General features: G+C 66.8%; 9 protein-coding genes. 3 read left to right on the top strand and 6 right to left on the bottom strand.

Features of this window, described 5'->3' with window-relative positions; translation table 11 throughout:
- Positions 1-72: 72 nt before the first annotated feature.
- Positions 73-402, bottom strand: coding sequence for a hypothetical protein (locus tag H0488_RS05385; protein ID WP_183098260.1), 330 nt, complete (start codon positions 400-402; stop codon positions 73-75).
- Positions 403-521: 119 nt separating this feature from the next.
- Positions 522-1034, bottom strand: a complete 513-nt coding sequence (locus H0488_RS05380; RefSeq protein ID WP_183098259.1) for a hypothetical protein — start codon at positions 1032-1034, stop codon at positions 522-524.
- 445 nt (positions 1035-1479) lie between these two features.
- Between H0488_RS05380 and nrdR the strand changes: the two genes are divergently transcribed.
- On the top strand, positions 1480-1950 hold the full coding sequence (gene nrdR / locus H0488_RS05375) for a transcriptional regulator NrdR (RefSeq protein WP_183098258.1): 471 nt from the start codon (positions 1480-1482) through the stop codon (positions 1948-1950).
- Between the two features lie 126 nt (positions 1951-2076).
- Positions 2077-4989: a vitamin B12-dependent ribonucleotide reductase gene (locus H0488_RS05370; RefSeq protein ID WP_183098257.1), complete on the top strand. Its 2913-nt coding sequence runs from the start codon at positions 2077-2079 to the stop codon at positions 4987-4989.
- A gap of 135 nt (positions 4990-5124) precedes the next feature.
- Here H0488_RS05370 and H0488_RS05365 read toward each other — a convergent pair whose 3' ends face one another.
- Complete coding sequence (locus H0488_RS05365) at positions 5125-8205, bottom strand: DEAD/DEAH box helicase (protein WP_183098256.1); 3081 nt, start codon at positions 8203-8205, stop codon at positions 5125-5127.
- A gap of 152 nt (positions 8206-8357) precedes the next feature.
- On the opposite strand from H0488_RS05365, the gene H0488_RS05360 reads away from it, so the two are divergent.
- Entirely contained in the window at positions 8358-9179 is an 822-nt protein-coding gene (locus H0488_RS05360) for a nuclease-related domain-containing protein (RefSeq protein ID WP_183098255.1), read from the top strand.
- Positions 9180-9278: 99 nt separating this feature from the next.
- On the opposite strand, the gene H0488_RS05355 is transcribed toward H0488_RS05360, so the two are convergent.
- The 3 genes from H0488_RS05355 to H0488_RS24595 all read right to left on the bottom strand — a co-directional run bounded on the left by H0488_RS05355 (position 9279) and on the right by H0488_RS24595 (position 11639).
- Entirely contained in the window at positions 9279-10007 is a 729-nt protein-coding gene (locus H0488_RS05355; protein WP_183098254.1) for a hypothetical protein, read from the bottom strand.
- Positions 10008-10119: 112 nt separating this feature from the next.
- Positions 10120-10548: a pyridoxamine 5'-phosphate oxidase family protein gene (locus H0488_RS05350; protein WP_183098253.1), complete on the bottom strand. Its 429-nt coding sequence runs from the start codon at positions 10546-10548 to the stop codon at positions 10120-10122.
- Positions 10549-10640: 92 nt separating this feature from the next.
- Positions 10641-11639: a PASTA domain-containing protein gene (locus tag H0488_RS24595; RefSeq protein ID WP_281369523.1), complete on the bottom strand. Its 999-nt coding sequence runs from the start codon at positions 11637-11639 to the stop codon at positions 10641-10643.
- Between the last annotated feature and the right edge of the window lie 159 nt (positions 11640-11798).

Here is an 11798-nt window from a genome sequence, read left to right as displayed (position 1 = left end):
GTCTACTTGCGTATGACGTCCCGCGGCTGTGGACGACCGGTCAGGCCGGCCCGCAGTGGACCGTTCCCGGCCTCAGCGAGCGGCGCGCTTGCCACCCTTGGGGACGCTCGGGTCGCGCTTCGGCCGCGGCTCGGGGGCGTGGGTGAAGCCGAGCGCGCGGGAGAAGCGGGCGACCAGCATGAAGCCGAGGAAGAGGCAGGCGACCGCGCCGACGGCGGCGACCGCGAGGAAGCCCCAGGCGGCGGAGTTGCCGTCGTGCCGGGCCTCGGAGCCGAAGTCGATGGCGGCGTACACGAGGTAGCCCCACGCGACGACGCAGAGGGTGATGCCGACGGCGAGGAGGAGCAGCACGGGTCGGAATCCCCGCTTCTGCCGCGCTCCTCCGTGCTTGCCGCTGCTCACGGCGGTCATTGTGTCCGATGTTCAAAGGCGGCAAGGGCAAGACCCGCCAACCGATCCGAGCCGCCCAGCGTCCCCACGATGCTGAGCGGCCCCGGACCGGCCGGCCCTGTGGTCGCGGCCTACTTCGGCGAGACCAGGTAGTTGACGACGATGCCGTTGGAGTCGGTGACCGCCAGGGACACCGTGTAGGTCGCCGTGGCGTAGACGCCGCTGATCGACGTGCCGTTGTCGACGGGCTCCTGGACCACGTCGGCGCCGAGGGTCGAGGCCGCCTCGTCGTACGCCGCCTGCTTGTCGCCGCCCGGCTCGCCGACCTCGATGGTGGCGTTCCAGGTGGCGGGGTTCTTGGTGTAGGTGCCGCCGAGGATCTCGCCGTCGACGACCGGGACCTCGTCGGTCGGGAAGTCCTTGGGCAGCTTGCCGGTGGTGGCGCCACCGTCGGTGGTGTCGATGTTGATCTCGCCGTCCTCGAGGTCGTCGAGGTCGAGGTCGACCCCTTCGCTCTTGGCGGCGTCCTCGGCCTTGTTCTTGACGGCGTCTTCGATGGCGTCGCCGCAGCCCGTGAGGGACAGCGCCAGCAGCAGCGTGGGTGCGGCGACGAGCAGGCGAAGAGTACGACGGGGCTGGTGCATGGGAGCCTCCGGGCAGGGTTCAGTGACGGATGGATCGAAAGGTGGGCCCCGAGGCCTGACTTCGAGCTAGCCCAACGCTAGTGACGAGACTGTTCCTCCGGTACCGCCGTCCGAACCATTTGCTGGTGGTGTGAGACGGATCTGAGACGGCGACACGCCCGGCGTCGCGCCGTACTTCTGGCGGCGAAGGAGCCCCTGACCTGCGCAAACGTGACGCACTCAACATTCGTGCCAACTCTTTCGCCACTCCACTTGCACGCCTGGTGGTGGCGGCGTAAGGTCACCACTACATCTAGTAGTTACAAGCGTGTAGTTCCTCCACATCTAGTCCACAGAACCAGTGCCGGAACTGCACAGATTCTGCTCCGATTTCCACAGGCACGGCCCGTTCGAGGGTCTGTTTCGCCATGCCCAGGCACCCCGACCACGAGAGGAGGGCCGCCCGATGCACTGCCCCTACTGCAAGCACATCGACACCAAGGTCCTCGACTCCCGGGTCTCCGACGACGGCTGCTCGATCCGCCGCCGCCGGGTGTGCCAGAGCTGCGAGAAGCGGTTCACGACCGTCGAGCTGATGCAGCTGACGGTGCTGAAGCGCTCGGGCGCCACCGAGCCGTTCAACCGCGACAAGGCCGTCGCCGGCGTCCGGAAGGCCTGCAAGGGCCGGCCGGTCAGCGAGGACGACCTCGCCCGGCTCGGCCAGGAGGTCGAGGACCAGCTGCGGCTGGCCGGGAGCCCGGAGATCGCGGCCCACGAGGTGGGTCTCGCGATCCTGGCTCCGCTGCGCCGGCTCGACGAGGTCGCCTACCTCCGGTTCGCCTCGGTCTACCGCGGGTTCGAGTCCGCGGCCGACTTCGAGAACGAGATTTCGTTGATGCGGGCCGAGCGCGAGCTCACCACAGCCCCTTCGGGCTGACACAGACCGCCCGGGCGAGGCGTGGGGAAGCGTCCTCGCCCGGGCGCACCAAACGCAGGCATCCGATGTCGGTGCCACGAGCAACACTGGAACTAGAAGACCCAGCCACGGGGGATCAGGAGAAACATGACCGAGACGGTGAGCAACAAGGCCGGAAGCCCGAGCACGGAGCCGAAGGGTCTCGGCATCGAGCGGGTGTTCAGCACCGAGGGCGTGCACCCGTACGACGAGATCACCTGGGAGCGACGCGACGTCGTCCAGCAGAACTGGAAGACCGGTGAGACGGTCTTCGAGCAGCGCGGCGTGGAGTTCCCCGACTTCTGGTCGGTCAACGCGAGCACCATCGTCACGACGAAGTACTTCCGCGGCGCCGTCGGCACCCCCGAGCGCGAGACGGGTCTCAAGCAGCTCATCGACCGGGTCGTGAAGACCTACACCAAGGCCGGCATCGAGCACGGCTACTTCGCGAGCCCGCAGGCCGCCGACATCTTCGAGCAGGAGCTCACCTGGCTGCTCGTCCACCAGTACTTCTCGTTCAACTCCCCGGTCTGGTTCAACGTCGGCACGAAGTCGCCGCAGCAGGTCTCGGCCTGCTTCATCCTGTCCGTCGACGACTCGATGGACTCGATCCTGAACTGGTACAAGGAAGAGGGCTTCATCTTCAAGGGCGGCTCCGGCGCCGGCCTCAACCTCTCCCGCATCCGCTCGTCCAAGGAGCTGCTGAGCAGCGGCGGTACGGCGTCCGGCCCGGTCTCCTTCATGCGCGGCGCCGACGCCTCGGCCGGCACCATCAAGTCGGGCGGCGCGACGCGTCGGGCGGCGAAGATGGTCGTGCTCGACGTCGACCACCCCGACATCGAGGAGTTCGTCGAGACCAAGTGGCGCGAGGAGGACAAGATCCGCGCCCTGCGTGACGCCGGCTTCGACATGGACCTGGGCGGCAAGGACATCACGTCCGTGCAGTACCAGAACGCCAACAACTCCGTCCGGGTCACCGACGAGTTCATGCGTGCTGTCGAGGACGGCTCCGAGTTCGGCCTGCGCGGCCGCAAGACCGGCGAGGTCATCGAGACCGTCGACGCCCGCTCGCTCTTCCGCAAGATCAGCGAGGCCGCGTGGGCCTGCGCCGACCCCGGTCTGCAGTACGACGACACGATCAACGACTGGCACACCAACCCGGAGACGGGCCGGATCACCGCGTCCAACCCGTGCTCGGAGTACATGTCGCTCGACAACTCCTCCTGCAACCTGGCGTCGCTCAACCTGCTCAAGTTCCTCAAGGACGACGACACCTTCGACGCCCCGCTCTTCGCGAAGGCCGTCGAGCTGATCATCACCGCGATGGACATCTCGATCTGCTTCGCAGACTTCCCGACCGAGCCGATCGGCAAGACCACTCGCGACTACCGCCAGCTCGGCATCGGCTACGCCAACCTCGGCGCGCTGCTGATGGCGATGGGTCTCGGCTACGACTCCGACGGCGGTCGCGCGATGGCGGCCACCATCACGAGCCTGATGACCGGCACGTCGTACCGTCGCTCGGCGGAGCTCGCCGCGATCGTCGGCCCCTACGCCGGCTACGCCCGCAACGCGGAGGCGCACAACCGGGTGATGCGCAAGCACCAGGCAGCCAACGACACCGTGCGCACGCTGCACATCGCCGACGCCGAGGTGCACAGGCTGGCGACCGACGAGTGGGCGCAGGTCGTCGAGCTCGGTAAGGTTAACGGCTTCCGCAACGCGCAGGCCTCGGTGCTCGCGCCGACCGGCACCATCGGCTTCATGATGGACTGCGACACGACCGGCATCGAGCCGGACTTCTCGCTGGTCAAGTTCAAGAAGCTCGTCGGTGGCGGTTCGATGCAGATCGTCAACCAGACGATCCCGCGGGCGCTGAAGAAGCTCGGTTACGACGAGGAGAAGGTGGAGGCGATCGTCGCCTACATCGCCGAGCACGGTCACGTGGTCGACGCGCCTGGTCTGAAGCCGGAGCACTACGAGATCTTCGACACCGCGATGGGTGAGCGGGCCCTCAAGCCGATGGGCCACGTGAAGATGATGGCTGCCTGCCAGCCGTTCCTCTCCGGTGCGATCTCGAAGACGGTCAACCTGCCGGAGTCGGCCACGGTCGAGGAGATCGAGGACATCTACCTGCAGTCGTGGAAGCTCGGCCTCAAGGCCACCGCGATCTACCGCGACAACTGCAAGGTGGGTCAGCCGCTGTCCGACGGTGGCGGCAAGGCCAAGAAGGACGCCGCCGACGCCGCGGAGACCGCTGGTCGAGGTGCGAGCGAAGCGAGCCTCGAGACCAAGGTCATCGAGAAGGTTGTCTACGCGCCGACCCGCAAGCGGCTCCCGAAGTCGCGCCAGGCCCGCACCACGTCGTTCACCGTGGGTGGCGCCGAGGGCTACATGACCTCGGGTGCCCACGACGACGGCTCGCTGGGCGAGATCTTCCTCAAGCTCGGCAAGCAGGGCTCGACCCTGGCCGGCGTGATGGACGCCTTCTCGATCGCGGTCAGCATCGGCCTTCAGTACGGCGTGCCCCTGGAGACCTACGTCTCGAAGTTCACCAACCTGCGCTTCGAGCCCGCCGGCCTGACCGACGACCCCGACGTCCGGATGAGCCAGTCGATCATGGACTACATCTTCCGCCGCCTGGCCCTCGACTACCTCGACTTCGAGGCCCGCTCCGCCCTCGGCATCTTCTCCGCCGAGGAGCGCCAGCGCCACCTCGAGACGGGGAGCTACGAGCCGATCGAGGAGACCGGCAGCGCGTCCGAGCTCATCGACGACTCCGTTGGTCGAGGAGGTCGCCCTGGCGACCGTCACGAGACCAAGGACGAAGCCGACGACGAGGTCGTCATCACCGACAAGGCCCCCGACGCCCCCCAGGCCCGTACGTCGGCCGAGCTTCTCGAGCAGATCACCGGCCACGCCGTCGACAGCCCGCTCTGCATGACCTGCGGCACCAAGATGCGCCCGGCTGGGTCGTGCTACGTCTGCGAGGGCTGCGGCAGCACCAGCGGCTGCAGTTGATCGGGGCATAGACACGAAAAGCCGACGGCCGGCACCTTCGGGTGCCGGCCGTCGAGCGTATCCGCGGCCCAAGGGGTCGCCCTTGAGCTGGCAAGAGTCGAGCGCCCGCGCCTGAGTGGAATGGGCGGCTCCGGCCTACTGGGCTGCGACGGCGGCCGAGTTGTAGAAGTCGATCGGCATGGCGTGCTCGAGCTTCCATGTGATCGCGATTGGCCGCTCGCCCTGGTGGCTGACGTAGGTCGCCGGTCCCAGGAAGAGGTACGGCGCGGTGCCGAAGTCGTTCGTCCTTGCCTCGCGTACGAAGAACAACACTGTGCTCCGACGGTTGAGGTAGCGCTGACCGGTCGGTGAGTCGATGCTCGTGACTGACTGAGATTCCCAATGGAAGAGCGTCGGGCTGATCGGGTAGTCGCGATACATCGTCGTGGGGGAGAACTCCTCCTCCGACTTCTTGAGGTTGACGAAGAAGGCGTCGACTTTGCGCTCGGGCACGAAGAGGACCCCTTCGCGGAACGAGTTCGGCTTGCGATCCAGGGAGGCGTAGCCGAGGGCCGCGAGAACCTCTTCGCGCTGATAGCGCGCATGGATACGGAGGGGCACGTCGATGAGCGATCCGGTGAGTTCGATGGCCTGATGACGTGCGGCGTCGAAGGAGATGTCGATGACGCTGCGAAGCTCCTCACGTGTCGCGTGCTCGTGACGGAGAGCAGTGAGTCCCTCGTCGATCGTCTTGAAGCCGCCGCCGTCCGGCCAGAGGGAGAAGAAGAGCATCTGCGCGACGCGTTGCTCGACCGCTGACATCTCGGAGAAGCGCGTCCCGTCGTCGTTCAGAAGACGGCGATATCCCTGAGTACGCAGCCTGTCGTCGACGTGAGCGAACGCGCGTACGCGCCGAAGGAGTCGATCCTCCAGCGCACTGCCAGTAGGCGTCGGCAGACCGGCATCGCGTCGGGCCCGGGTCCATGAGTGGCTCCCGCGACGCAGAATGTCTGCCAGTTCTATTCCGGACTCGTCAAGGAAGGCCGCGAGGTCGGTGTCGCCGGAGGTTCTGAGTTCGCCGACGATCTGGCTCCACCTCGTCGTGATCTGCGACTTGACGTTGTCGAGGATCATCTGCTGCGCCTGACGGTCCAGCACGATCTGGCAGCCCGAAGGGAGGAAAGGGAACCCATCCTCGACGCCCTTGACCAGCCGCTTCTTCGTGTGGCCGGTCAGTGCGCGAAGCTTCTGATCCCACCTGAACTGGCGGTGTTGGTAGCCCACGAAGTCGAGCACCGTAAGGACGGCCTTCTCCCGAGTGCGTCTCAGCCCGCGCCCCAACTGCTGCAGGAAAATCGTCGCGCTATCGGTCGGTCGGAGCAGCAGCACCGTGTCGACGTCGGGGATGTCCAAGCCCTCGTTGAAGACGTCCGCTGAGAAGAGGATCTGGAGCTTCCGTTGCCGAAGATCGGATAGGGCTTGCTGGCGTTCGGCAGCGGGCGTCTCACCGCTGACGGCAGCGGCTGGGATGCCTGCCTCGTTGAAGACCTCGGCCATGTACTTCGCGTGCATCACCCCCACGCAGAAGCCGAGTGCTCGCATGCTGCTGACGTCAAGCACCTTGTCTTGAAGCTCGCGAATGACGATCTCAGCGCGTGCACGGTTGCCGGTATAGAGGTTCGACAGCTGAGTCTCGTCGTACCGTCCGCGGGACCACCTGATCGCCGAAAGGTCGGTGTTGTCGGCTACAGCGAAGTAGTGGAATGGGCACAGCAGATCCGCTCCGAGGGCATCCCATAGGCGCAGCTCAGCGGCAGTCCGCCCACCGAAGAACTCGCGCACATCGATCCCGTCGGCACGCTCGGGCGTTGCGGTGAGACCGAGGAGCTCACGGGGGCTCAGATGGCTGAGAAGCTGCCGGTACGTCGCCGCCGCGGCGTGGTGGAACTCATCGATCACCACGATCTGAAAATGGTTTGGCGGAAGGTTCGCCACGCCATACGAAGTCAAGGACTGAACGCTGGCAAACACGTGCTGCCACCGTTCCGGTCGGGCACCACCGACATAGAGCTCACCGAAGCTGCCGTCAGCAAGCACCTCGCGGTAGGTCCGCAGCGACTGCTCCAGGATCTCCCTGCGATGGGCAACGAAGAGAAGCGATGGGCGGGGTCCGGGCTGGGCTTCACAGAGCCGTCGATAGTCGAGTGCAGCGATGACCGTCTTGCCGGTGCCTGTCGCCGCGACGACGAGGTTGTGGTGGCGATCATGCACCACGCGCTCGGCCTCGATCGCTTCCAACATCTCGGCTTGATAGGGGAATGGACGTACCTCCAAGCCTGAGATCGAGATGGTGACGGAGTCGTGCTGTCGAGTGCCGGCCGCATCAGCGAGGGCGTCGTCGAGTCGATCACGGTCACGATCGGGGTGGTAGGGCTCGAAGCTCGAGTCATTCCAGTACGAGTCGAATGTGGCCTCGAACTTCTGTAGCAGGGTCGGTGTCGACACTCGGGAAAGGCGGACGTTCCACTCCACGCCGTCGAGTAGCGCTGCCCGCGACAGATTCGACGAGCCGACATAGGCGGTGTCAAAGCCGGTTCGGCGTCGGAACAACCACGCCTTCGCATGCAGACGGGTGCGTTGGGCGTCGTACTGGATGCGGACTTCGGCCCCGAAGTCGCGGATCATCCGGTCCAGCGCGCGTCGCTCGGTTGAACCCAGGTAGGTCGTCGTGAGGACTCGGAGCGGTACGCCCGCATCGCGCAGCGCCAGAAGGTCGTGCTCGAGCAGACGAACGCCGTACCACTTGACGAATGCGCACAGCAGATCGACGGAGTCGGCTGATGTCATCTCCGTCTTGAGTTCCGCGGCAAGGCTTGGCTCGTCCGGGGAGTTCGTCAGAAGCGCAGCCTCTGAGAGCGGAGTTCGCGGCCGCGCAGTTCGACCTGGCCGGACCCCCTCGAAGCCGTCGCTCCGAACTGCGAGCAACTGGCGCGCCGGCGGGTCGACGGCGAGGTCTGGGTCGAGGGCGTGAAGGACATCGTTGACCAATGCCAGCCGTTCGTCTGCGCCACTAATCGCTACCAGACGGGCGGCAACCGCATCAGCGACGTGGCGCGCAAGTATGTGCGGCTCCTCCGCGTGATCGATTGCGGCCTCGTCGTGTGTCAGGCCCGCCAGCGAATCGATCTTCGTCTGCAGCTCATGGCTGATCAGCGACTCGTAAAGACCTTCTTCCACCCGCGGGAGCTTGCCACGAGCTCCCGACTGAGTCCGGTGAATGAGTAAAGGGATTGTGCTGCGCCGACGGCTTGAGCAGAAGTACCGTCCGGGCCTGGAGGGAATAGGGAGGAATCGTGGCCGGAGAATCGGCAGGCCGTTCGGCGCGGCGGATGAGGGAGAAGGCGGACCGGCTCGGCCGCGCCGCTGAGAAGTGGGAGCGCGGCGCGGAAGGGGAGCGACGTACAGCGCACGCCCTCTCGACGTTGCCTGCGGAGGAGTGGACCGTTCTCCACGACCTGCCCTGGCCGGGCAGGCCTCGCGCGAACATCGATCACGTCGCAATCGGGCCGCCTGGGGTCTTCGTAATCGACTCGAAGAACTGGACCGGCAGCATCACCGTCACGGATGGAATCCTTCGGCAGAACGGTCGGCGACGCGACACCGCTGCCGCCTCCTCGGGAGACGCGGCGGCCGCGATTCGCCATTTGCTCCAGACTCCGCCTGCGGTGCCGGTTTATGGGGTGCTCTGCTTCGTGCGGGACGCGGAGGTCCTCGGTCGAGCAGCCGACGCCCTCCTGTGCTCTACCGCCAACGTCACAAAGATGTTGCAGACGCGGCACCCCGTACTCGACTCCGCAGCACGCGCGGTCGTCGTGAGTCGAGTGGCGACGGAACTATCCAGCTCGACCCGGCCGAGCACCGCGCAGCTCACACTCGGGGAGCGGGTGACAACAGCGCGGGAAAGCAGAGAGCGATCCGGAACGAGCCGTCGGTCCCGCGGGCGCAGAAGGCAGAGTGTTATGTCGACGCTCGTGGGCGCGTCGATCGCGATCGGGTTCCTCGGAGTTGCAGTGGGACAGCCACAGGTTCTCGATCGCATCGGCGAGACGCTTGTGTCGTTCATGACCGATGGCACCGATCCCGAGGCGCCGGTCGAGCCGCCGGCACGGGAGCCCAAAGACCAACCGGCGAAGGAACGGCGGAGCGAGTAGCACCGCTCCGCCGCCCGGGTCAGCCCTGCAGGCACGTCAGTGCGGAAGCGAAGCCGGTGCACACACTCGGCGCGTTCCGCCGGAGGACGGCGAGGGCCGCTACCGCACGATCTCCGCGGTCATGGTCATGTCGCCGATGGAGCTCGTGAGCACCATCGAGACGGATATCCGCTGCGCACCCTCGCTGACAGTGACCGCCCACGGGCCCGTGTCGGAGTAGCAGTAGAAGAGGTCGGAGTCCTCGCCGAGGTCTAGGTAGTCCTCTTCGTACGTCGGCGCGGCGCCCGCTGCGTCGCGCTCCTGCGCGATCGCCAACAGGTCGTAGCTTCCGTCGCCGATGTAGCCCGGCACCTGGAACCGCCAGCTGGCCAGCTGATGGCTCGACAGCGACACCGAGTTCCCGGACTGGGGGTACAGCTCAACCGACAGGTAGGGACGGTGCGCGTAGGGGTCCGGGTCGGGATACTCCGGATCCGGCTCCTCCGGTGTGATCACCTCCCAGCGCAGGCGCATGGGGCCGAACCAGGCGTCCTCCGCCCAGCCGGTGACCCGCATCTGCACCTGAGCCACGGGGAGGGCCGCGATCTCGTCGCGGTGCTTCTGCAGGCGGTCCTCCTCGGCCTGGCGCTGGTTCTCCTCCTGCTTGTCCTGCCACTTCGCGAGCCCGGGGAACGCCGTGCGCATCAGCTGTTCGCCCGCGTCGCTCTTGGCCTGCCGCTCGGTCGCGTCTGCCTGAGCCGAGGCGCTCTGCGCCTTCTGGCTATCACTCGACAGCAGCTCGGTGGCCTTCGACTTCGCCCACTGCTTGGCCAGGTCTCCCAGTCCCACGTGTTCCTCCCCGTCTCTGCGCTTCCTCGGGGACACGCTATGTCCGGAATCGGGCGCCCGCCTTGGTTTCTGCGCGTCTCCGTCGTCCGACCGGACAGAGCTCCGCCGAGGGTCAGTCAGTCGGCTCGGCGGGTGGAACGAGGCCGGACGAGACGAGGAAGCGGTCGACGTCGATCCGCAGGGCTACCCGCGACGGGTTCGGGCGCGGGATCCGGTAGCGCGCGGCGTACCGCTCCTCGGCGCGTACGACGGACTCGCGGTCGGTCCTGACTTCCGCGGTGCCCTCGAGGGTGGACCACCGCCGACCGTCGACCTGGCACGCCGCCATCCGACCGTCAGCCGCGGCGTGCACGGCCTTGAGCGAGTCCCTCGAGGTGATGACCCAAGCGCACTGGCGTTCCAGGTCGAGCGCGACGCCGACCGGAGTCACGTGGGGCCGCCCGTCCGCGCGGAGCGTGGTCAGGGTGCAGAGGTGTCGTTCGCTCCAGAACTCGAGGAGCGCCGACGGAAAGCTGTCCCACCCAGGAGTCCACGAGGTCACGCCGCCATCCTCACACCCGACCTGGTGTCCATCGTGCCCGGGATCAGGCCGTCCTCACCGAGACCGGCGCCGCGGTTCGCTCGTCCAACCGGTCACTCGCAAGCAACTCCGTCGCCGTCCGCGTCCAGGTCGTAGGGGTCGTAGCCGGTCACGCGGACGAACCCGGTGTACTTCGGACCGTCACCCGAGCCGCCGGCGCAGTCGTAGTCGGACGCGGGTGTCAGGCACGGGTCGTATCCGGGCGTGCAGTTCTGCGGCGGTGCCACCGGGCGGATGACGGACGAGACCACGATCGTGATGGAAGAACCCGGCTTGGCACGCGCGGTGCCGGACGGGCTCTGGCGGAGGACGACGCCGTCCTTGCCGGACGTTCGCGACTCAGTCGTGACGCTGACCTTGAACCCAGCGTCCTTGAGGCGCTCCACTGCAGCGGCCTTCAGTCGTCCGACAACGCCCGGCACCTGGGGGTAGGCCTTCGCTACCACGAGCACCACGGTCGTGCCCGCCAGGAGCGATGCGCCGACCCTCCTGCTCTGGCTCAGCACCGTGCCGGGCGCTTTCGGGGAGAAGACCTGACGCACCTCACCTAGCTGCAGTCCGGCGGTCGTCAAACGTTCCTCGGCCTTGTCGCGAGTCATCCCGGTCAGGCGCGGCACCACTGACTTCGGCGGCTCGGTCTCCGTCGGCGTCGGTGTCGGTGTTGGTGAGGGCGCCGACGTGGACGCCTCTGCATCCGACGGCTCCGAGGCGGCCGGAGTGCTGTTGTCGTTCGAACTGCGACCAGCGCTCTCCGTTGGCTCCGGCGTCGAAAGCACGGTGCCGATCACGGCAAGGGTGGCCACACCAACGAACACGACCAGCGCGACGACCGCCCAAGCCGGAAGTCCCGTTCGAGTCGACCCTTTGTCGGGAACGCGCTGGGTGCGAGACGGCTGCGAGTAGGGCGACCACTCCTGACCACCCCAACCCGCGGGTCGTGGCGATGTGTGCGCCGTCCACTGGTGACCGTCCCAGTACCGCAGCAAGGCGGGGTTGCGGGGGTCGGGGTACCAATCGGCGCGCGCGCTCGGCCCGGAACTCGAGATGGTCATTGCGTTGTGCTCCCTGTGTCTTCGTCCACAAATATCAAGCGGCGAAGGGAGCGTCTGGGAATCGCGATAAGTCAGCGGGGAGGTACCAGCCTGGCGATAATGCGGGCTCGCGCTGGGTCGTCCGTGTGAGCGTGACCGACAGGCCACGCTCACACGGAC

This window comes from Nocardioides pelophilus, assembly GCF_014180685.1.
Classification (GTDB): Bacteria; Actinomycetota; Actinomycetes; order Propionibacteriales; family Nocardioidaceae; genus Nocardioides; species Nocardioides pelophilus.
Note: the sequence above shows the minus strand (reverse complement) of the source record. Positions and strands in the feature narration are given on the sequence as shown.

What these genes read in the sequence shown, in the direction of transcription:
- H0488_RS05360 (WP_183098255.1), top strand. Translation starts at nt 8,358, where the DNA reads ATGAGGGAGAAGGCGGACCGGCTCGGCCGCGCCGCTGAGAAGTGGGAG.
- H0488_RS05380 (WP_183098259.1), bottom strand. Translation starts at nt 1,034, where the DNA reads ATGCACCAGCCCCGTCGTACTCTTCGCCTGCTCGTCGCCGCACCCACG.
- H0488_RS24595 (WP_281369523.1), bottom strand. Translation starts at nt 11,639, where the DNA reads ATGACCATCTCGAGTTCCGGGCCGAGCGCGCGCGCCGATTGGTACCCC.
- nrdR (WP_183098258.1), top strand. Translation starts at nt 1,480, where the DNA reads ATGCACTGCCCCTACTGCAAGCACATCGACACCAAGGTCCTCGACTCC.
- H0488_RS05370 (WP_183098257.1), top strand. Translation starts at nt 2,077, where the DNA reads ATGACCGAGACGGTGAGCAACAAGGCCGGAAGCCCGAGCACGGAGCCG.